The sequence below is a fragment of the Albidovulum aestuarii genome (assembly GCF_029961185.1).
GTDB lineage: Bacteria > Pseudomonadota > Alphaproteobacteria > Rhodobacterales > Rhodobacteraceae > Albidovulum > Albidovulum aestuarii.
In genome coordinates this window covers 517,354-537,249 of record NZ_JASBQQ010000003.1, presented here as the reverse complement: position 1 = coordinate 537,249, position 19,896 = coordinate 517,354, and the positions used below count along the sequence as shown (strand labels likewise).

Below are 19,896 nucleotides of genomic sequence, written 5' to 3'. Positions count from 1 at the left end.
GTTGGGTACTTAATTTGCCCACTCACACATTCGGGCATGACACTGGACGCACCAAGGCCACTTATCCACCCGAAGTGCGGACGATCACCGCCTTTGCGACGCCCGGTTCACTGACAACCGACCCCGGCCCGCAGTCGGAACCGCTTTGGGGGGCGGTATCGCTCGGCGCGCGGACCATCTCGGCGGTTTCGGTGCAATGCTCAGGCATTGGCAGCTTCGATCTCTGGCGGCTCCTTTGCGCCAGTCATGAAGGCCACGGCATCCGACATGGAGTAGTCACCGGGCTTGATCGTCGTCAAACGCTTGCCCAGCCGATGGATGTGAATGCGGTCTGCGACTTCGAATACGTGCGGCATGTTGTGGCTGATCAGGATGATCGGAATGCCACGCGACCGCACGTCCTGGATCAGTTCCAGAACCTTCCGGCTTTCCTTGACCCCCAGCGCCGCCGTCGGCTCATCCATGATGATGAACTTGGTTGCAAAGGCGGCGGCGCGCGCCACCGCGACGCCCTGGCGCTGTCCGCCAGACAGGGTTTCGACGGCCTGGTTGATCGACTGAACCGTCATCAGGCCCAACTCGGTCAGCTTGTCGCGGGCGAACTGCTCCATCTTCTTCTTGTCGAGCATCCGAAGCCAATCGCCCCGCCAGCCCTCGCGCCGAATTTCGCGGCCCATGAACATGTTGTCGGCGATCGAGAGGGCCGGCGACATCGCGAGGTTCTGGTAGACGATCTCGATGCCCATGTTCCGCGCCTCCATCGGCGAGGTGAAATTGGCCCGTTTCCCCTCGATCAGGATTTCTCCTTCGTCCGGGATAACGGCGCCGCAGATCGCTTTGACGATCGACGATTTTCCCGCGCCGTTGTCGCCGATGACTGCGAGGATTTCGCCCTTGCGCAACTCGAAGTCAGAGTGGTCGATGGCGGTGACATGACCGTAACGCTTCACGATGTTGCGGCCTACTACGACTGGTGTTTGGTCAGACATTATGCAGACACCTTTCTGATCCACTGGTCGGTTGCGACTGCGCCGATGATGAGCAGGCCGATAAGAAGGAAGGTCCACTGCGCGTCGGCGCCGAGAAGCCTGAGGCCTAGGGTGAAGACCCCGACGATCAATGCTCCGAAAAGCGAACCCAGAATGGACCCCCGACCACCGAAGAGAGAAATGCCCCCAATCACCACGGCCGTGATGCTTTCGATGTTCGCGAGTTGGCCAGAAGTGGGAGAAACTGATCCAATGCGCCCAATTAAAGCCCAGCCCGCGAAGGCGCAGATAAGCCCGGACAGGATGTAGACTGACATCAGCGTCTTGTGCACGTTCACGCCGGACAGTTCTGCGGCTTCGGGATCATCGCCAACGGCATAGACGTGGCGCCCCCAGGCCGTGTGGCGCAGGGCGAATGCCAGCACGAGAACCAGCAGCAGCATGAAGACCACGCCGACTGTGAAAACCGCGCCGCCGACGTTAAACTTGGCGCCGAAGAACTGGAGGAACGGCGCCTGTGCCTCGATGTCCTGGCTCCGGATGGTTTCGTTCGCCGAGTACAGGAAATTGGCTGCGAGAACGATCTGCCACATACCCAACGTCACGATGAAAGGCGGCAGCTTTACCTTCGAGACGAGCCAGCCGTTGACCGCGCCAATCGCGGCGCCAACGGCAATTCCGCAGGCTATCGAGATTGGTGCCGGAATGCCGTAGCGAAAGGTAAACTGGCCCATAATCACTGACGACAAGACCATGATCGCGCCGACTGAGAGATCGATCCCGGCGGTAAGGATAACCAGTGACTGTGCTGCAGCCACGATGCCGACGATCTGCACCTGCTGCAGTATGAGAGTTAGGGCAAATGGTGACAGGAACTTGCTGCCCAAAAGAAGGCCGAACAGCACGATTGCGAAAACAAGCACGATCAATGGCACGAGCGAGGGGTTCACGTGCAGGGCATGCTGAATCTTTCCAGCTGCCCCTTTCCGGTGATCCTCGAATTCTGCAACAGTCTGGCTGGCGCCGGACAAACTGGATTCGTAGTCCTGACCTTTAGTGCCGGTTTCTGCCATCGGAACTCTCCCAGAAATAGGCGCCTGATATAGGCTTTGTTTGCCACTGACAGAGTAGCCGCCAGACCGCGCGCCCGTCCATGTTCATGTCGAAAGGGCGGCGCCACCGCCCTTTCGGATTGTTTGCGAAGACCTCAGCCCCAGCAGAGGTCCTTGCCTTCTGCAACCGAGATGGACTCGACGCCCTCGGCCGGCTGGTCGGTGATCAGCTTGACGCCGGTGTCGAAAAAGTCCTTGCCGGGCGTGTTTTCCGGCTTGACGCCTTCGTCGGCCCACTTCTTCACCGCCTCCACGCCAAGTGACGCCATCAGCAGCGGATATTGCTGGCTGGTCGCGCCAATCACACCGGCCTCGACGTTCTGAACGCCCGGGCAGCCGCCATCGACCGAGACGATGAGAACATCGTTCTCACGACCGATCGCCTTCAGTGCCTCATAGGCACCGGCGGCCGCAGGTTCGTTGATCGTGTGCACGACGTTGATCATCGGGTCCTTGGCGAGTAGATTTTCCATCGCACGGCGTCCGCCTTCTTCGTTGCCGTCGGTTACATCACTGCCAACAAGGCGCGGATCGGTTTCGTCGCCGATCACATTTGGGTCTGCCAGGTCCACGCCAAAGCCTTCAAGGAAGCCCTGGTTGCGCAGGACGTCGACCGTCGGCTGGCTGACATTCAGGTCAAGCGTCGCGATTTTGGCATCGGCGGCGGCGTCGCCCAGCTTTGCCTTTGCCCACTGGCCAATCAGCAGGCCGGCCTTGTAGTTGTCGGTCGCGAAGGTGGCATCGGCTGCATCAATCGGGTCAAGCGGCGTATCGAGCGCGATGACCAGAATGCCGGCATCCCGCGCCTGCTGAACGGCGGGAACGATGGAGCCCGTGTCAGATGCGGTCAGCAGGATGCCCTTCGCCCCGTCGAGAATGCAGGTTTCGATCGCCTGCACCTGAGTCTCATGGTCGCCGTCGATCTTGCCGGCAAAGGATTTCAGGGTCATCCCAAGTTCTGCCGCCTTGGCTTCGGCGCCTTCCTTCATCTTTACGAAGAAGGGGTTCGTGTCAGTCTTTGTGATCAGGCACACCCCGATCTCTTGGGCCGAAGCCGATCCGGCGCCTAGCGCCACAAATGCCACGGCCCCAAGCAGTGCCGATTTGGCGGTTGCGAAACGTTTCATGTAGTCCTCCCTCGTGATGGATCGGGCCTAGGAGTGCCCTCTCGGACATAAAAGACAAAGAATCGCGAGTCTGTCAATAATTAAATCATAGTTGTTTATTATTGACAGACTAACTGTGTGCGGCCATGTTTTCCGTCAATATGGGAGAGAACTTTTGCCGGAAGCCGTCGATAATCTTGGGGCCGAGAAGGAGATCCAGCCGACCGCCCGCGGCTCGAACCAAGCCGGATTACGCGTGCACAACGAACGCCTTATCCTGTCGTTACTCCGCAGCCTAGGGCCGACGGCGAAAGCTGAGATCGCGCGATTGACCGGCCTATCGGCACAAACGGCGTCGGTCATCATGCGTAAGTTGGAAAAAGAGGGGCTGATCAAACGGTGCGCGCCTGTGCGCGGGAAGGTCGGCCAACCATCAATCCCAATGCAACTGGCGCCGGACGGTGCGTTGTTTTTTGGGTTGAAGATCGGTCGCAGGAGCGCCGATCTGGTCCTCGTCGACTTTCTCGGGCACAGCATCAGCCGGAAGCATCAAATCCATGACTACCCCGAGCCCGATAGTACGATCCAGTTCGTCCGAACGGCGGTAGCTCAACTGACCGATCAATTGACAGCCCGGCAGCGACGCAACATCGCCGGGCTCGGGATCGCGATTCCGGGACACCTTTGGGAGTGGGGTAAGCTCGTCGGCGATCCAGACGAGAGGATGTCGGCATGGCGCGACCGCGACATCCGGTCGGAAATAGACGATTTGTTCGACTTCCCAGTTTATCTGCAAAACGATGCCTCCTGCGCGTGCGGAGCAGAGCTTGTCTTTGGACCGCAGGATTATCCAAACTATTTCCTCTACTTCTATGTCGGATATTTCATCGGTGGCGGCGTTGTCGTTGACGGCTCGTTACTTACCGGCCCCACCGGTAACGCCGGTGCACTCGCACCCCTACCCATACCGTCCAAGAGCATGAGCAATCGGCAATTGATCGATGTCGCCTCGCTCTCAGTTCTAGAAAAAATGATTGCCGTCAACGGCGGTGATGCCAACGTGCTCTGGGAAAACTCTAACGCGTGGAATGTGGATCACGGCATTCTTGACGCTTGGTTGGTTCAGGCTGCCGACGGGCTTGCCTATGCGATCGTCGCATCTTGCGCGGTCATAGACTTCGAACTCATCGTGTTCGACGGATGGCTTCCTGAACAGGTCCGGCACGACCTTGTCGAACTAATAAAAAGGAAGCTTCCAGAGTTCGACATGACCGGCCTCACGCTACCCGAATTGCGGGAAGGTTCTATCGGGCCCGATGCTCGTTCGCTCGGCGCCGCGAGCCTGCCTTTGTCACAGCGTTTTCTCATCTCGCCGCGTTCAATTTGAATTCACTACAGCAGATATCACTGTGTTCCAGACTGCGGGCTGTAGACACATCTGAGTGAATTGAGCGGTACCGTGAGATATGAAGTTTCATCTGCCTGATATCACATCAGACGGGATCTGATCTGGCCCCCAAGTGCGGTCAGATCAACGGCACAGCCACTGTCGGCGGCAGCGCCATCGGGGCAAACCGGTTTAGCGACACGCGAAGATTCTGGCCCGAACCTGCCGATCACGGCCTCACTTTTCGCCGCAGCGTAGCTTCCATGAACCTGAAGTTGAGCAACAACACAGCATATACTTATCGGCTCACCGTCGTATACGTTGGCAATACCTACTCCAGGCGTCCCTTGTCGGATCGCTGCCGACGGGGCAGCTTGCTCGATGAAGCGATCATTGGCCAGATTTCGTCCTGAGGCCATGGAGGCCGGGCCAAGGCAAATGCAACCGTGAGACACAAAAAAAGTCCAGCATTGGGGGCAAGCCCAGTCCACGACGCATTTACAATCAAATCGGACCGCTCGTGAGTGGCTAATTGGTTAAACCTCCCACTTTGCCCTTTAATAAAGCGTGCCGCCTCGCTCTAAGAACAGCGATCCTCCCTTCGAGTTCCTCCGTCGGCATTTGCCGTATTTGCTCGATAGTGAGCGTTGCGCCTGTATCGCTCACCTTGTCGATCGGAGGGAAAGCCTCATCCGCACGTACGTGCCCGAGGAAGTGCTCGACAGTGTTATTAGGGTCCCTACCCCAAGTCGACGGAAAACGTTTCGCCATGATGCGTAATGCCAGCGTCTGGCGGAAGGCCGGGTTCTGGATGTTCTGCCGCACAAGACGCGCCCAATACGCATGGAGCACGTGCCAAGCTTCCTCGACCTGGTCCGCGAACTCTGGGTAGCTTCTTGCCCAAGCATAAAGGGTTCGCATGGTAATACCCAGTTCGCAGACCCATTCTTCCGGGAACATGCCGGTTTCGGCAAATTCGATAATCCGGCACCCCATGGAGCCGTCGTACTTCTGCCGGTTTGAACCTTTGGTCGGCTCCACTGGCACGATATCGTTTCTATAGCGCATGTGTGAAGTTAGGCACGGAAGCGGCCTCCTGTGCGGCGAAACCAGCTCGGTCACGCACGGAAACCCATCGGGTGCTCCTGTGCGCAGGCCAGCGCACGATTCACCTGGAAGTACGCGGCCAAACCCGCCAAATATCAGGAGCGGCCATTCAGGGCGTACCCGCAAACGTGCACCGAAGCGTGCTCGTAACCGCCGGATGAAAACACTCATGTTGGCAACATGCACGAGGGGTGTGCCGCGTGTCTCTGAGCCGAAGAAGATACATCGACACCTGTCAATACGTGCAGGCATTGCAGGTGGCAGTTGAGGCGGAAGTCTTCTTATCTGACGTCTACGAGCCTTGGCGCCTCACCAGTTCATCGGCCCAATCTGTACCTACCGCCTCTGGCAGAAGCATAGTCGCGTCAATGCCGGCTTCGATCAGCCTGGTCAAAAGACGTGTCGCCGCGCCCTGTCCAGTCCCATTGGCGTCGTTGTCAGCAAAGACGACGACCTTCCTCACGCTCAGAGGTGGCACCCATTTCTGCAGGCAGGCGGCGTTCAGTGCAGACCAGACCGGGAGGCCGAAGAGCGAGGCTGCGGCCAAGGCGGTCTCAACCCCTTCGGCAATACCGATCACGGGCGTTGGCGGGCTCAATCTGATTGAAGCTCCCGAGGGGATACAGCCCGGCATCAACCTTCGTGTCGTAGCGAAACGGGCTTTCCCTTGGCTTCCGAGGAAGGTTTTTTGAATATTCACCGGACGCCCCTCAGGATCGCGAACAAGCGCTAGCATCGCGGGTAACATCTGCTCCGCTTGGCCATCTCCTCTGCTGAGTCGGCACTTTTCACAAAAGCGCAAGTCCAGGGGCCAAACGTTCCAGCTCAACTTCCTGGATCTAAGATACTTGTCGACAGGATCGCCGGATTCTATCGGGCGTGCCGATCGCCAGAGATATTCGAGCCCCTTCCGGTCAGTTGCTTCCATGTTCCTCTTTGCTGAGGAGATTTTGCGCGTCAACGACGGAAGCTCCGCACCCAAAACGCGTCGGACTGCCTGAGCGGAGTCTTTGAACGTCCACCTGAAATACTTCATGAGGAGGTCAAAACCGTCACCAGCGCCACACTGATTGCAGATGAATGTGCCTCGGCCATTTTTGTCGTCAAAGCGGAAGCGATCCTTGCCGCCGCAGATCGGGCATGGACCATGCCTGTCCATCAGGAACGAGGCGTCGATGCCGAGGCGCAGCAGCAATTCAGTCCAGCGTCCTCGTGCCAAATCACGGGTTTCTGTGTTCACGTCTTTCTCCTCGTGGCGGCGAACTGCTTGCGGGCAGATGTCGGAGCGGGGCGCTACGGCTTGACGTAACCTCTGGGTCGCACGGATCGACGCAGTGCGCAGCTGCAGCAATCGAAGCTGGCCTCTCCCCCACCAAAAAAAATTAACAACGCGGACACAGGGAAAGTGGAGCAGCTGGGGCAGGAGACGAAGCCGTTGGTAGCCATCGATACGGCGCTCTGGTCGGAGCAAAGAATCTTCCTTCTCAAGCTTCTTTTTTTCCTGGCTAGGATTCCCGATTATCTTAAGGTTTTCTTACGGTTCGGGTGCCGCAGTGAGACCACCTCGTCCCGGTGCGAGACCGCCTAGTCTCAGTGCGGGGGTATCTGGATCTCGGTCACTCTTCCCATGCTCCTGGCTCGGAACCTAAACAATCCTGAGCTCGTAGTAGCACGACATTTGCCACCCGGTGCCCCTCCGAAGTCGGTGATGCACGACCAAAAGACCTGCGGCTTCGAGCGCGTTTATGGCGCGACGCACCGTGGATTTCGAATAGCCGCTGCGCGCGCAGATCTTGCTGATGGACGGCCAGCAGGCGCCGGTCTTGCCGTTATGCATGTCCGCCAGCACCCTAAGGACACCCATCTGGGCGGGCGGAAGGGTCAGTGTATTGACCCAGTTCGTGGCGAGGTTGCTCATCTCTGCCTTCCTTCCGGATCTATGACTGGCGCGTCGCGCGGTGCTGCTCGATCCAGGCCTGGACGTCCGAAGCCCTGTAGCGAACTGTGCGGCCAATGCGAATCTCAACCGGCCCGGTGCCGGTACCAGCCGCGATCTCCAAGTAGCGGCGCGTGGGGAAACCAAAAATCGCTTCGACCTCGGCCCGGGTCAGCAGGCGAAGTTCATGGTTCCAGTTTTTGTCGTCCATCATGTTTTATACTCCAGCGTCGGGGAGCGTCAGGCGCTCCTGTCTAGCGGGAGTGTTCCCGGAGTTGCGTTCAGGGTCACCGCGTCGGACCACACGCTTTTTTTCGGAGTTCAGCGCGTTGCCCTGCCGGACAGCAATCCTTCAGATTTGGTGGGGCTGCCTAATGGCCGTATTAATGACTCTTCGGATACCAGAATCTGAAATGCTGTCGGGAACGAGGGGGCGAGTGAGACGGCACAGTATCGAGGTTAAGAACTCGTCCTGAGCATCCTCGATGCGATCCCCGCGCTGCCAATCGCCCGTGAGATCAAATATGTCGCGGTGCAGGTCCAACACGATCTGGCGAAGCGCAGGATACCCGCGCTTGGTGCCCCATCCCCCGCGCATTAGTCGAGCGGCGCGCACGATTTCGCGCCGCAGCGCCCGGGCGGGTTTTGGATCATAGGTGCAGAAGAGTGCGATCTCTTCGGACTTGAGCAAGCGTTCGGTCTTCCTGAGGGCGTCGCAGGCTTGCCGAAGCTTAGCATATGCAGCACGGCGCACAGTAGCATCAGGTATAGCAACCGGCCGCGACCCGTTGGTCTGGTCTGGAGAACCCCGCTCTTCGTCGAGGGTGAAGTCTTCAAAGGCAGCCGACTTCGGCGCTAACGAGGCTGCGAGGAACTCGGCGGCGAAGGCGTACTTGCGGCGAACCTTCCTCATCAAGCGGGCTGGAGTGATTTCACACAGGCTCTCGGCACGACGCTCATTTAGGTCTGCTGCAATGCACGCCAGCTCGGTATAGCCAAGCACAGTACGTGGAGAGCTCGCGTACACAAACCGAAGTGTCCGGCTGGCTCGGCTTTCGGAAGCCAGTCTGCCCCCATCAAACGTAACCGGCTCATGCACAACAATATTGTCGTTATGTTCTTTTCTTGACACGAGGAAACGTCCCCTATTCGACCGTGTTGAGGGTCCACAAGACGGCAGAAAATGAACTGCGTGCCGTATGGAGTGCAAATCCTTTCGGGTTCTTCGGAGAAGGTCCAGATATCTGATTTAGCAAGTCTATTCAAACCTTTGACCTCCATGCGGCCAAACGCGAGCTGTTGCTTGGGAGCGAATCGGGAGTTCGTGGCAGGCTAGATTAGCCTTCGATCCGCCTCGAAAGTTCCTGACAGACGATCTCCATCGCGGGGCGCAGTGCATCAATCGAAGGCTTCGTGTATCGCTGCCCTGTGATGGAGAGCGGCGTGTGGTTGAGAAGTCTGCCAACGATCTCCTCCATGACGCCAGCCTCGATGGCAACTGTAGCGAATGTTCTTCGGTGTGCATGCGCACTCCAGGCAAATCTCAGGCGACCTCCAAGGTGCCCCGACGAGGACTTCGGCGACGGGAAGACCCACCGTCTTCCGAGCCCGCGCAGTGGCGCGAGGATCTCGTGGTGGACCTGAGTAATTGGCAGATCGAAACTCCGCCCGTTCTTGGTCATGGGCAGATGGATGCGGTCCTCATGAACGTGCTTCCATTCCAGCGTCAGCGCTTCTGTCTTCCGCAAACCCGTAAACAGAAGAAACTCGAAGAGCACGCGATGGATCGGATTGAACAGCTTGTCGACAGCATGGCGCCATTCTGACAGATCCTTGATGATGGTGCCGTCGGGGCGTTCTTCGTACCACTCGACCGCCATGGTCGGGCATTCCGGCAGGTCGTAAACGCGCCGGGCATGGTTCCAGACCGACCTGAAGTACTTCAGCACATGGTTCGCACTCGACGGTTTAGCCGCCATCGCTCGGTGACGTTCGACGACCATGGACTTTGAAATCTCGTCGAGAGGGATTCGCAACCAGTCCTTCAGATGCAATTCAAATTGGGAGCGCACGCCGGTCTTGTGCGCTTCGGAACGAAGCTTCGGGCGGGCGAGGTACGCCTCCGTTGCCCTTTGCAACGACGGCGCGCCGATCTGCATGGTCCGTCCGGCTCCCCTGCCCCATTCGAGTGCGAAACCGAGGGCGGTCTGTCGCGCCACTTGGGCAGAGATCACAGGAAAGCGGCCTATCATGACTCGCTTGGTCTGACCGCCGATGTCCTTCTGGAAGTACCAGGTCTTGGAGCGTTTGCCGACGAACAGCACAAGGCCCTTGATCTCGCTGTCCCAGTACTTCTCCGTTCCGGATTTTGTCTGCGGAACCTTGCCTGCGAAGGTTTCTGTGAGCTTGGGCATTTTGTCGGTTTTTTGTAGGAAACAACATGATACTGCGCGCCACCGGACGACGCGCCGTGCACAATAATATTAAATTATATGAAACTATTAGCAAGAAAAAGATACGACGCGCTGCTCAAGTCTCCTGCTTGGAAGGCAAGGGTCTTACCATTACACAACGCCCGCGTCGTTCCTGTTAGCTAGTCCAGCGCACCTGCCGCGTCAAGGCGGTGAAACCGTCTTGTCACCCGCTTTCGGGACTCCAGCGCGAAAGGGCCGTCTCGTCCTCATCTTTGGCGGCGACCCACTCGGCGCCATCCGGACCGATCTCTTTCTTCCAGAAGGGTGCCCGGGATTTAAGATAGTCCATCAGGAACTCGGCCGCCTCGAAAGCCGCGACTCGGTGACGTGCGGCTGTGGCGACCATCATGATCGCCTCACCCGGCTCAAGCGCACCATGGCGGTGGATCACGAGGACATCGGCAAGTTGCCAGCGTGCCTTAGCCTCTTCGGCTATAGTGGTGATCGCCTTTTCGGTCATGCCGGGATAGTGCTCGATCTCCATCCGGGCGAGTCTTCCGCTGTCATCACGCACCACGCCGAGGAAGGTCACAACCGCCCCGACATCGCGCCCGCCCTGCCCGAAACGCGCGCATTCAGCGCCATAGTCGAAAGGTGCAGATTGAACCCGGACGCGCAAAGGTCAGCCCCCGGTCATAGGCGGAAAGAACGCCACCTCGCGCACACCGGCGAGGGGTGCCGAGAACTCCGTCAGCTCCTGATCGAGCGCCACACGCAGGGCGGAGGTGTCGGCAAAGGCCGCTGCATAGCGGTCCTCGCGCGCCTTCAACTCCTCAACCAGATCGGCGACGGTCGCGGCCGAAGTCTCAATCCGCTCACGCGGAACGCCAATCCGCTCCCGGACCCAAGCGAAATAGAGAACGTCAATCATGCCTCATCCTTGAGGAATGGCAGGGCCTTGCGGAAATAGTCCCATCCCGTGAGGAATGTGAGCACAGCAGCCACCCAGATCAAGGCCAGCCCCGCCATGGTCGCATAGGACGAACAGCCGCGAACTCCGCAGGAGCGGATTGGATCAGCCAGCCCGGCCGTTACCAATTCCGCATATTCCTCGGTCGTCAAACCACGCCGCGCGATGCCTTCCAGATGCTCAAGCCCGGTGCCGAGGAAAAGAACCGCGATGGCGACCATCTGAGCCGTGGTCTTCCATTTGGCGAGCTTGGTGACTTTCAAAAGCCCCGCTGTTGTACCCAGATATTCACGCAGGCCCGAGACAAAGACTTCGCGGAAGAGGATCAGCGCGGCAGGCAGGATCAGCCATGGATTCATCCCCGAATAGCCGGTGATGACCATGATGGCGATCACAACCATCGCCTTGTCGGCAATCGGGTCGAGCATGGCGCCGAACTTCGATTCCTGCTTCCAGGCGCGCGCAAGATAGCCGTCGAAAAAGTCGGTAATCGCAGCCGTAATGAACAGCGCCAGCGCGAACCAGTCGGCCCAGGGACGATGGAAATACAGAAACATAACCGCAACGCCGGGTGCAGCGAACAGGCGCAAGACCGTCAGGATATTCGGGATCGTCCAACTCATGGCCGATGAGTAGCCGATGCCGTCCCGCTGGGGAAGAGGGTGCCGACGCGGGGACTAGCCACCAGCGTGAAAGAAATCATAGACGATCTGGGCGATTTTCTCGGAAATCCCCTCAACCGCCTTCAGGTCCTCAAGCCCTGCGCGGCTGACCGCCTTGGCCGAGCCGAAGTGTTGCAGCAAGGCGCGTTTGCGGGCGGCTCCAACTCCCGGAACGTCGTCCAAGGGTGTCGCCCCTACGGCCTTGGCACGTTTCGCCCTGTGGGCACCGATGGCCCAGCGATGCGCTTCATCCCTTAGGCGCTGGACGAAATACAGGACAGGCGAATTGTGCGGCAACGCAAAGGGTCGCTGGCCGGGGCGGTGGAATTCCTCCTTCCCGGCATCACGGTCAACACCCTTGGCGACGCCGATCATGGCAATGTCCTCAACCCCAAGGTCTTCCATGATCCCGGCCACGGCCGAGACCTGACCGGCGCCGCCGTCGATCAGCAACAGGTCGGGCCAGGCCTCGCTTTCGCGATCCGGATCTTCCTTCAGCAGGCGCTGGAACCGGCGGGTCAGCACTTCCCTCATCATGCCGAAATCATCACCGGGCGTCAGTTCGGTGCCCTTGATGTTGAACTTGCGGTACTGGCTTTTGACAAAACCCTCGGGTCCGGCAACCACCATACCGCCAACGGCATTCGCGCCCATGATGTGCGAGTTGTCGTAGACCTCTATCCGGCGCGGCGGACCGTCAAGGTCGAACGCCTCGGCAAGCCCCTCCAGCAGTTTCGACTGGGCAGCGCTTTCGCTCATCCGCCTGCCAAGGCTTTCGCGCGCATTGCGGGCGGCGTTTTCGACAAGCTCTGCCTTCTCGCCACGCTGGGGCACGGCAACGTCGACCTTGCGCCCTGCCCTGTCCGACAGAAGTTGCGTCATCAAGTCCGCATCCTCGATCGGATGGCTGAGCAGGATGAGGCGGGGCGGTTCCTTATCTGCATAAAACTGACCGAGGAACGCCTCCAACACTTCAGCCTCTTCTGCACCGGATCCGGTCTTGGGATAGAAGTCGCGGTTGCCCCAGCTTTGATTGGCGCGAATGAAGAAGACCTGCACACAGGCCTGCCCACCCTCCATATGCAGCGCGACAACATCCGCCTCGGCCACGCCACGCGGGTTGATGCCCTGCACCTGCTGCACCTGTGTCAGGGCCTTGATCCGGTCGCGCAGGGCAGCAGCTCGTTCGAACTCCAGCGCCTCGGAGGCTGCCGCCATCTCCGCTGCCAGTTTCGCCTGAACCTGCGTTGAACGCCCCTGAAGGAAACGTTCGGCATCAGCGACGAGCGCACCGTATTGCGCCTCGTCCACATAACCGACGCAAGGCGCGGCACAGCGTTTGATCTGATGCAGCAGGCACGGCCGAGTGCGGCTGGCGAAAACCGAGTCCGAACAGTTCCGCAGAAGAAAGACCTTCTGAAGCTGGTTCAGCGTCCGGTTGACCGCGCCCGCGCTGGCGAACGGGCCATAGTAATCGCCCTTTTCCTTCTTCGCACCGCGATGCTTCTTGATCTGCGGAAAGACGTGCTCCTTTGAAACCAGAATGTTCGGAAACGACTTGTCGTCGCGAAGAAGCACGTTGAAATAGGGCTTTAGCTGTTTGATCAGATTCTGTTCGAGCAGCAGTGCCTCGGTTTCCGTCCGGGTCGTCAGGAACATCATCGAATGAGTGGCGTGAATCATCCGGGCAATCCGCGCCGAGTGACCCGAGGGGCGGGCATAGTTCGACACCCGCGCCTTGAGATTCCTTGCCTTGCCGACATAGAGAACCCGACCCTCGGCATCGAGCATCCGGTAGACGCCCGGTTGCGCAGTCAGGGTCTTTAGATAGGACTGGATAAGGGCATGGCCGCTTCCGTTCCCCGACGTCACCTCAGCCATGCCTTTGCATTCCCTGTACTTCCACACCGATTCCCTGCTTCGGCTGCAATCTTACGCGCCCCGGATCAAGAGAAAACCTGTCCACGGATTTTGTGGATAAGTCTGGTGAAAAGAAATGGGCACCCGGAAATTTTCGTTGTTTTCAGCAGGCTTCGTCGCTTTGCCTATTTTTTAGGCAGAGCCGCAACGGACTGAAAATTAACGATTTTTTTCGTGAAGTCCGCAAATCCCTGAAAATATTGACAGAATCGTGACAGCTTTGTTACGCGTCCGTTACGAGTGGACAAGTCAAGGGGTGCGCCCCATTTTTCTCAACGAATTTCGCTAGTTCACACCCAAAATATCAGGCGTCTTCCAACCCAGATGCTGGCCGCCATCAACACAAAGCAACTGGCCGGTCACGGCAGGCGCGTCCAGAAAATACCCTAGGGCTGCGCAGATGTCGTCCGCATTCGCGCCACGCGCGAGAACGGACCCCGCGCGCTGCGCCCGAAACTGTTCTTCGCTCTGCTTCTCGCCCTTCAGCGTCGAACCGGGACCGATTGCATTGACACGGATGTCCGGCCCGAGTGCGCGGGCCGAAGTCTGGGTCAGGGCCCAGAGCCCCATCTTGGCAATCGTATAGGTCATGAACTCCGGCGTCAGCTTCCGGACTCTCTGATCGACCATATTGATCACAAGCGCCTGAGACTGCGCCTCGCCATCCTCCGTCATCGCTTTTGGCGCTTGCGCGGCGAAGGCCTGCGTCAGCACGAAGGGCGCGCGGAGGTTCGATTCCAGATGCCGGTCCCAGCTTTCGCGGGTCGCGGTGCGGATATTGTCGTATTCAAAGATCGAGGCGTTGTTGATGAGAACATTGAGCGGCCCGCCCAGGACTTCTGCCGCACGGCCGACGAGGGCCTGTGTCTCGCCCTCGTTCAGAATATCGGTCTGAATCGTCGCGGCCTTCACACCCAAAGCGCGGGCATCTCGGGCAACCTCCTCGGCCTCGGCAACCGAGGTCGCGTAGTGGATCGCCACATCATAGCCTCGCCCGGCAAGGTAAAGCGCCATGGCCCGACCGAGCCGCCGGCCCGCCCCCGTGACCAGCGCGCGGCCCGTCATGCCTTGCCACCGCAATTGCACGGGCCCTTGCCAATCAGCGGACGGTTGCAGTCCGGGCAGCGTTTCAAGCCGGTCTTGCCGGGCAGTTTCGGAAATCGCAGCCGTCCGAACAACGCCAGAACCGCCATGAAGATCAGGAAAAGTGAGATGATCTTGAAGATCATGTCACAGCCCGAACCGCGCCCAAAGTGCGCGTTCCTCGATCTGGTCCATCGCCTCGCCCAGAATGCGCCCGCTGAAGCGCTGGAAGATGGATTTCTTTACGCCATAGGGTACGAGCTTGACCTTGTCGCCATAGACCGCCTTCAGTGTTGGCACCATATGTGCGACGCCATCGGCCAACCCCTGATCGACCGCAGCCTGCCCGATCCAGACATCGCCGGTGAAGAGGTCACGGTCCTCCGGCAGCCTTTCGCCGCGACGGACGGTAACCTGCTGCTTGAAGGCCTCGTGGATGGGTTCGAGAATGGCTCGCAGCTTCGCGACATCCTCGGGCTTTTCCGGGCGGAACGGATCAAGGAAGCTTTTCGACTTGCCCGCCGTATGGACCCGCCGTTCGATCCCGTGGCGGGACAGGAACTCGGGAAAGCCGAAGCTGGCCGAGATTACGCCGATGGAGCCGATAACCGAGCTGTCATCGACCCAGATATCGTCACCCGCTGTGGCCAGCCAATAGCCGCCCGAAGCCGCGACATCCTCGACAAAAGCGTGAACGGGGATGGATTTTTCCTCCGCCAGCCTGCGGATACGGGCCGCGATCAGCGCCGATTGCACCGGCGAGCCGCCGGGCGAGTTGATGACCAGCGCGACAGCGGCTGGCTTGCCCCGCCTGAAGGCCTTTTCGATGATCGGCGCGAGGATCGCGTCATTCAGCCCCGCCCCGGTTCGCCCACCGGAGGAGATGACGCCCTGCAGGCGGATCACCGCGACGCGTGGCGGCGATTTGAGAAAGGGGATGAAGCGTTTCATGGGCACCGATGTAATCCGCAAGGGGGGCGGGAACAATAGAAGATGCCGGATCAGCCCGCCGCGGCAAGCACGGCAACAAGATCGGCGGCATTGAGCGGCGCCGGATTGGCCTTCATCGAGGATGAAACGGCCGCCGCCTCGGCCACAACGTGATGATCCCGCGCATGAAGTCCCTGCGCCGACAGGCGGGGCAGCCCGGCCTCATGCATCCAGCGTTCAAGACCGCCGACGCTTCCAAATACGGCGCCGATCCAGCGGGCCACTTCGTCAAAGCGACTGGTGTCCGCCACCACCGCCCCGTTGGCGCGCAGGACATGCGGCAGCAGCGCGCCGCAAACCGCGCCATGCGCCGCACACGTCATGCCGCCAATCACGCCCGCCAGCCCATGCACCGCGCCCAGTCCCGAATTGGCAAGCGCCAGCCCGCCTGAAAGGCTGGCCCAGGCCATCTCGTCCCGCGCGCGCGCATCCTCGCCCTCCATAAGGCGGCGGAGCGCGGCCAACCCCTTCGGGATCGCGGCCCGGCAAAGCGCATCCGTGTAGCGATTGGCGCGTGTGCAGAGATAGGGCTCGATCACCTGCGTGATCGCATCGAGGCCCGAAGCGAGCGTGACCCCGCGCGGGCAATGGACGGTCAGCGCCGGGTCAATGATCGCAAGATCGGCAATCATTCGATCGTCGCGGAGCGAAACCTTGCGCCGGTGCTCTGGCACATCGATCACCGCGTTCTTCGTGACCTCCGCCCCGGTCCCCGCGGTGGTCGGGATCGCAACGAAGGGCAACGGGCCGGCGTCCAGCCGCTGCCCGCGTCCGACGACTTCGAGGTAGTCGAGCGGCGTGCCGGAAGCAGGCAATAGCGCCGCGACCGCCTTGCCAAGATCGATGGCTGCCCCGCCGCCCAGACTGACCACGCAATCGGACCCTCGGGCGTCAATAAGCGCCTCCTTGAGCATCGGCAGGGTCGGTTCGCCTGCGCAACCATAAGCGTGAACGGCCGCACCTTCGGACTTCAGCGCCTGTACCAGCCATTCCGCGCGCGATCCGTCGCGCCCATGGACAAGCAAGATACGCCGCCCCATTGCGGCGATTTCGGGAATTGCGGCCCGCGCCTCGCCCCGCCCAAAGCGGATACGTTTCGGTTGAAGGATCGTGAACGGTGCGGTCATACCGTCAGCGTGGCGGCGACGGCGCGTTTCCAGCGGGCGTATTTGGCATCCCTGATACCTTCGTCCATCGCCGGTTCAAAGCGCCGCTCCAGCGCCCAGCCCTTCGCGAAGCCCTCCGCATCGGGATAGACCCCGGCGCGCGACCCGGCGAGCCAGGCGGCCCCCATCGCCGTCGTCTCAAGCACTTGCGGACGGTCCACCGGCGCGCCGATGATGTCCGACAGGAACTGCATCGCCCAGTCCGACGCCGTCATGCCGCCATCGACGCGCAGCACGCCATCGGCAGCCCCGCCCCAGTCGGCGCGCATAGCTTCGAGAAGGTCGCGGGTCTGGTAGCCCACACTTTCCAGTGCGGCTTTCGCCAGTTCCGCGGGGCCCGAGTTGCGCGTCAGCCCATAGACCGCCCCACGGCAATCAGCGTTCCAGTAAGGTGCGCCGAGGCCGACGAAGGCGGGCACAAGCACCACGTCCTGCGCAGGGTCGGCCTTGTGAGCGAGCGGCTGCGTCTCTGCCGCGTCGCGGATGATCTTCAGCCCGTCGCGCAGCCATTGCACGACCGCGCCCGCGATGAAGATCGACCCTTCCAGCGCATAGGTCGGCTTGCCGTCAAACTGATAGGCGATGGTAGTCAGCAACCGGTTTTTCGATGCAACCGGCGTGGCCCCTGTGTTCAGAAGCGCGAAGCAGCCAGTGCCGTAGGTCGATTTCATCATGCCCGGCGCGAAACCGGCCTGCCCGATGGTCGCTGCCTGCTGGTCGCCCGCGACGCCATAGATCGGGATCTCGCGGCCGAAAAGATCCGCACGCGTATGTCCGAAATCGGCGGCGCAGTCCCTAACCTCCGGCAGCATTGCCATCGGGATGTTCAGAAGCTTGCAGATATCGGCGTCCCAGCCGCCGGTGCGGATATTGTAGATCAGCGTCCGCGCCGCGTTGGTCGCGTCGGTGGCGTGAACCTTGCCGCCCGTCAGCTTCCAGATCAGGAAACAGTCCACGGTGCCAAACAGCAGATCCCCCGCCTCGGCTTTCTTGCGCGCGCCTTCGACCGTGTCGAGAAGCCATGCGAGCTTCGTGCCCGAGAAATACGGGTCGAGAAGAAGGCCGGTTTTTTCCGTCACCATCGGCTCGTGTCCCGCCGCCTTCAGCCGTGCGCACATGTCCGAGGTGCGGCGGTCCTGCCAGACGATGGCGCGGTGAATGGGTTCTCCCGTGCTGCGGTCCCAGACTAAGGTCGTCTCGCGCTGGTTGGTGATGCCGATGGCGGCGATGTCCTTGGCTTGGATCTTCGCCTTTTCGATGGCGGCCCGGGTCGTGGCGGCGACCGAGGACCAGATGTCCGAGGGATCATGCTCCACCCAGCCCGACGACGGGAAGTGCTGCGTGAACTCCTCCTGCGCCACGGCCTTCACTTTCATCACGGCATCGAAAAGGATCGCCCGGCTGGATGTCGTGCCCTGGTCTATTGCGAGGATATAGGTCATGTCGTCCCCCCTTCCGCCATCCATGCGTCCAGCGCCGCGATCTGGGCCGCGTCCATGCGCAGCCCCAGTTTGGTACGGCGCCAGACCACGTCCTCGGCGTTCTTCGCGTATTCCTTCTCCATCAGCCAGCGGACCTCCGCCTCCGTCAACCCCGCGCCGAAATCGCGGCCGAGATCGGCGGCGGTTTTCGCGGCCCCGAGCAGTTGCGTGGCCTCCGTCCCGTAGGTCCGGATCAGCCGCCGCGTCGTGAAGGCATCAAGGAAGGTATAGCGTTTCGCCAGATCGGCGATCAGCCCCGCCACGCCACTCACCGCAAAGTCGCCGCCCGGCAGCGGCACACCCGCCGTCCAGTCGGGATTCGTCACCTTGAGGACCGGCGCGATCTTTGCCATCGCTGCCTCAGCCAGCTTGCGATAAGTCGTAATCTTTCCGCCAAAGACGTTCAGCACTGGCGCTCCGTCAGTGTTGAGCGTCAGCACATAGTCGCGCGTTGCAGCGCTCGCCGAACTTGCGCCGTCATCGTAGAGCGGCCGCACACCGGAATAGGTCCAGACGATATCGTCGCGAGTCACTGGCTTGGCAAAATACTCCGATGCGAAGGCGCAGAGATAGTCCTGCTCTGCCTCGGTGCAGCGCGCATTCAGCGGATCGCCGTCATGATCCTGGTCGGTTGTGCCGATAAGGGTGAAATCTTCTTCATAGGGGATCGCGAAAATGATCCGGCCGTCCGTGCCCTGGAAGAAATAAGCCTTGTCATGATCGAACAGCCGTTTCGTCACGATATGCGACCCGCGCACGAGGCGGATGTGCGCCTTTGGCTTCAGATGAGAGGTTTCGCGCACGATCTGTTCGACCCACGGCCCCCCGGCATTGACGAGCATCCGCGCACGGAAGGTCTTTTCCCGTCCCTTGAGGGCAACCTTCACCTCCCAATGATCACCGTCGCGCCGGGCGTCGACGACCTTCGCCCGCGTCATGATCTTCGCGCCCCGCGCCTCGGCATCTCGGGCGTTGAGGACGACAAGGCGGGCATCCTGCACCCAGCAATCCGAGTATTCGTAGGCCATCCGGTACTTCGGATTCAGCACGGCCCCCGCAGGGTCCGAGGACAGATCGAGCGTTGCGGTGCCGGGTAGGATCTTGCGCCCACCAAGATGATCGTAAAGGAAAAGACCCAGCCGGATCAGCCATGCGGGGCGACGGCCGCGCATCCACGGCATGAAGACCGACAGAAGCCGCGAAGTGGGCGTCGCGCCCTCGAACCGCATATCTTCATGATAGGGCAGCACGAAGCGCATCGGCCAGGCGATATGCGGCATGGCCTCCAGCAGCACCTCGCGCTCGATCAGTGCCTTTCTGACCAGCCCGATCTCGAAATATTCGAGATAACGCAATCCGCCATGGAAAAGCTTTGTCGAGGCCGAAGAGGTCGCCTGTGCAAGGTCCCCCATCTCGGCAAGCGCGACCGACAGCCCGCGCCCGGCTGCGTCACGGGCGATGCCCGTGCCGTTGATGCCGCCGCCGATGATGAAAAGGTCATAGGCGTGTTCGGGAATGGGGTCGGAAACCAAGGGGATTCTCCGTTTATGCATTCGGGTTATCGCGCCGGATT

At 60.3% G+C, this 19,896-nt stretch carries 21 protein-coding genes; 1 reads left to right on the top strand and 20 read right to left on the bottom strand.

Annotated features, from left to right (window positions below):
* Nucleotides 1-61 precede the first annotated feature (61 nt).
* The 4 genes from QKW60_RS10630 to QKW60_RS10615 form a co-directional block, all read right to left on the bottom strand.
* Complete coding sequence (locus QKW60_RS10630) at nucleotides 62-208, bottom strand: hypothetical protein (protein WP_282368625.1); 147 nt, start codon at nucleotides 206-208, stop codon at nucleotides 62-64.
* Nucleotides 201-989 carry an ATP-binding cassette domain-containing protein gene (locus tag QKW60_RS10625; protein WP_282368624.1) on the bottom strand — a complete coding sequence of 263 codons (789 nt, stop codon included), beginning with the start codon at nucleotides 987-989 and terminating at the stop codon, nucleotides 201-203. Before QKW60_RS10625 ends, QKW60_RS10630 begins: the two co-directional genes overlap by 8 nt.
* Entirely contained in the window at nucleotides 989-2,062 is a 1,074-nt protein-coding gene (locus QKW60_RS10620; RefSeq protein WP_282368623.1) for an ABC transporter permease, read from the bottom strand. The genes QKW60_RS10625 and QKW60_RS10620 overlap by 1 nt, the downstream gene beginning before the upstream one ends.
* Nucleotides 2,063-2,196: 134 nt before the next feature.
* Nucleotides 2,197-3,228 (bottom strand): sugar ABC transporter substrate-binding protein, encoded by a 1,032-nt coding sequence (locus tag QKW60_RS10615; RefSeq protein WP_282368622.1) that lies wholly within the window; start codon nucleotides 3,226-3,228, stop codon nucleotides 2,197-2,199.
* Between the two features lie 154 nt (nucleotides 3,229-3,382).
* Here QKW60_RS10615 and QKW60_RS10610 point away from each other — a divergent pair, with 154 nt between their 5' ends.
* Entirely contained in the window at nucleotides 3,383-4,594 is a 1,212-nt protein-coding gene (locus tag QKW60_RS10610) for an ROK family transcriptional regulator (RefSeq protein ID WP_282368620.1), read from the top strand.
* Nucleotides 4,595-5,122: 528 nt separating this feature from the next.
* Here the strand turns inward: QKW60_RS10610 and QKW60_RS10605 are convergent.
* The 16 genes from QKW60_RS10605 to glpD form a co-directional block, all read right to left on the bottom strand.
* A complete protein-coding gene (locus QKW60_RS10605) occupies nucleotides 5,123-5,662 on the bottom strand; it encodes a hypothetical protein (protein ID WP_282368618.1) in 540 nt (179 codons plus the stop codon).
* A 331-nt stretch (nucleotides 5,663-5,993) separates the two neighbouring features.
* A complete protein-coding gene (locus QKW60_RS10600) occupies nucleotides 5,994-6,941 on the bottom strand; it encodes a DUF7146 domain-containing protein (protein ID WP_282368617.1) in 948 nt (315 codons plus the stop codon).
* 405 nt (nucleotides 6,942-7,346) lie between these two features.
* Nucleotides 7,347-7,619: a helix-turn-helix domain-containing protein gene (locus tag QKW60_RS10595; protein WP_282368615.1), complete on the bottom strand. Its 273-nt coding sequence runs from the start codon at nucleotides 7,617-7,619 to the stop codon at nucleotides 7,347-7,349.
* A gap of 19 nt (nucleotides 7,620-7,638) precedes the next feature.
* On the bottom strand, nucleotides 7,639-7,851 hold the full coding sequence (locus QKW60_RS10590) for a helix-turn-helix transcriptional regulator (RefSeq protein ID WP_282368613.1): 213 nt from the start codon (nucleotides 7,849-7,851) through the stop codon (nucleotides 7,639-7,641).
* Nucleotides 7,852-7,989: 138 nt separating this feature from the next.
* Nucleotides 7,990-8,769: a hypothetical protein gene (locus QKW60_RS10585; RefSeq protein WP_282368611.1), complete on the bottom strand. Its 780-nt coding sequence runs from the start codon at nucleotides 8,767-8,769 to the stop codon at nucleotides 7,990-7,992.
* Nucleotides 8,770-8,974: 205 nt separating this feature from the next.
* Complete coding sequence (locus QKW60_RS10580; protein WP_282368609.1) at nucleotides 8,975-10,051, bottom strand: tyrosine-type recombinase/integrase; 1,077 nt, start codon at nucleotides 10,049-10,051, stop codon at nucleotides 8,975-8,977.
* A 223-nt stretch (nucleotides 10,052-10,274) separates the two neighbouring features.
* A complete protein-coding gene (locus tag QKW60_RS10575) occupies nucleotides 10,275-10,730 on the bottom strand; it encodes a molybdenum cofactor biosynthesis protein MoaE (protein WP_282368608.1) in 456 nt (151 codons plus the stop codon).
* A gap of 3 nt (nucleotides 10,731-10,733) precedes the next feature.
* Nucleotides 10,734-10,982: a molybdopterin converting factor subunit 1 gene (gene moaD / locus QKW60_RS10570; RefSeq protein ID WP_282368607.1), complete on the bottom strand. Its 249-nt coding sequence runs from the start codon at nucleotides 10,980-10,982 to the stop codon at nucleotides 10,734-10,736.
* The gene (pgsA, locus tag QKW60_RS10565) at nucleotides 10,979-11,644 is read right to left on the bottom strand and encodes a CDP-diacylglycerol--glycerol-3-phosphate 3-phosphatidyltransferase (RefSeq protein WP_282368605.1); all 666 of its coding nucleotides are present in this window, start codon (nucleotides 11,642-11,644) and stop codon (nucleotides 10,979-10,981) included. Before pgsA ends, moaD begins: the two co-directional genes overlap by 4 nt.
* A 54-nt stretch (nucleotides 11,645-11,698) precedes the next feature.
* Complete coding sequence (gene uvrC / locus QKW60_RS10560) at nucleotides 11,699-13,564, bottom strand: excinuclease ABC subunit UvrC (protein ID WP_282368603.1); 1,866 nt, start codon at nucleotides 13,562-13,564, stop codon at nucleotides 11,699-11,701.
* A 324-nt stretch (nucleotides 13,565-13,888) separates the two neighbouring features.
* Nucleotides 13,889-14,668: an SDR family oxidoreductase gene (locus QKW60_RS10555; RefSeq protein WP_282368602.1), complete on the bottom strand. Its 780-nt coding sequence runs from the start codon at nucleotides 14,666-14,668 to the stop codon at nucleotides 13,889-13,891.
* Entirely contained in the window at nucleotides 14,665-14,832 is a 168-nt protein-coding gene (locus tag QKW60_RS10550; protein WP_282368600.1) for a hypothetical protein, read from the bottom strand. Before QKW60_RS10550 ends, QKW60_RS10555 begins: the two co-directional genes overlap by 4 nt.
* 1 nt (nucleotide 14,833) lies before the next feature.
* Nucleotides 14,834-15,637 carry a S49 family peptidase gene (locus QKW60_RS10545; protein ID WP_282368599.1) on the bottom strand — a complete coding sequence of 268 codons (804 nt, stop codon included), beginning with the start codon at nucleotides 15,635-15,637 and terminating at the stop codon, nucleotides 14,834-14,836.
* A gap of 50 nt (nucleotides 15,638-15,687) precedes the next feature.
* Nucleotides 15,688-16,803, bottom strand: coding sequence for an iron-containing alcohol dehydrogenase (locus tag QKW60_RS10540; RefSeq protein WP_282368598.1), 1,116 nt, complete (start codon nucleotides 16,801-16,803; stop codon nucleotides 15,688-15,690).
* The gene (glpK, locus tag QKW60_RS10535; protein WP_282368596.1) at nucleotides 16,800-18,284 is read right to left on the bottom strand and encodes a glycerol kinase GlpK; all 1,485 of its coding nucleotides are present in this window, start codon (nucleotides 18,282-18,284) and stop codon (nucleotides 16,800-16,802) included. The genes QKW60_RS10540 and glpK overlap by 4 nt, the downstream gene beginning before the upstream one ends.
* Complete coding sequence (gene glpD / locus QKW60_RS10530; RefSeq protein ID WP_282368595.1) at nucleotides 18,281-19,855, bottom strand: glycerol-3-phosphate dehydrogenase; 1,575 nt, start codon at nucleotides 19,853-19,855, stop codon at nucleotides 18,281-18,283. The genes glpK and glpD overlap by 4 nt, the downstream gene beginning before the upstream one ends.
* Nucleotides 19,856-19,896: the final 41 nt, after the last annotated feature.

Excerpts from the sequence above, each read along its gene's own strand:
- QKW60_RS10630 (WP_282368625.1), bottom strand. The coding sequence starts at position 208 with ATGCCTGAGCATTGCACCGAAACCGCCGAGATGGTCCGCGCGCCGAGC.
- QKW60_RS10625 (WP_282368624.1), bottom strand. The coding sequence starts at position 989 with ATGTCTGACCAAACACCAGTCGTAGTAGGCCGCAACATCGTGAAGCGT.
- QKW60_RS10620 (WP_282368623.1), bottom strand. The coding sequence starts at position 2,062 with ATGGCAGAAACCGGCACTAAAGGTCAGGACTACGAATCCAGTTTGTCC.
- QKW60_RS10615 (WP_282368622.1), bottom strand. The coding sequence starts at position 3,228 with ATGAAACGTTTCGCAACCGCCAAATCGGCACTGCTTGGGGCCGTGGCA.
- QKW60_RS10605 (WP_282368618.1), bottom strand. The coding sequence starts at position 5,662 with ATGCGCTATAGAAACGATATCGTGCCAGTGGAGCCGACCAAAGGTTCA.
- QKW60_RS10595 (WP_282368615.1), bottom strand. The coding sequence starts at position 7,619 with ATGAGCAACCTCGCCACGAACTGGGTCAATACACTGACCCTTCCGCCC.
- QKW60_RS10590 (WP_282368613.1), bottom strand. The coding sequence starts at position 7,851 with ATGATGGACGACAAAAACTGGAACCATGAACTTCGCCTGCTGACCCGG.
- QKW60_RS10580 (WP_282368609.1), bottom strand. The coding sequence starts at position 10,051 with ATGCCCAAGCTCACAGAAACCTTCGCAGGCAAGGTTCCGCAGACAAAA.
- moaD (WP_282368607.1), bottom strand. The coding sequence starts at position 10,982 with ATGATTGACGTTCTCTATTTCGCTTGGGTCCGGGAGCGGATTGGCGTT.
- pgsA (WP_282368605.1), bottom strand. The coding sequence starts at position 11,644 with ATGAGTTGGACGATCCCGAATATCCTGACGGTCTTGCGCCTGTTCGCT.
- uvrC (WP_282368603.1), bottom strand. The coding sequence starts at position 13,564 with ATGGCTGAGGTGACGTCGGGGAACGGAAGCGGCCATGCCCTTATCCAG.
- QKW60_RS10555 (WP_282368602.1), bottom strand. The coding sequence starts at position 14,668 with ATGACGGGCCGCGCGCTGGTCACGGGGGCGGGCCGGCGGCTCGGTCGG.
- QKW60_RS10550 (WP_282368600.1), bottom strand. The coding sequence starts at position 14,832 with ATGATCTTCAAGATCATCTCACTTTTCCTGATCTTCATGGCGGTTCTG.
- QKW60_RS10545 (WP_282368599.1), bottom strand. The coding sequence starts at position 15,637 with ATGAAACGCTTCATCCCCTTTCTCAAATCGCCGCCACGCGTCGCGGTG.
- QKW60_RS10540 (WP_282368598.1), bottom strand. The coding sequence starts at position 16,803 with ATGACCGCACCGTTCACGATCCTTCAACCGAAACGTATCCGCTTTGGG.
- glpK (WP_282368596.1), bottom strand. The coding sequence starts at position 18,284 with ATGACCTATATCCTCGCAATAGACCAGGGCACGACATCCAGCCGGGCG.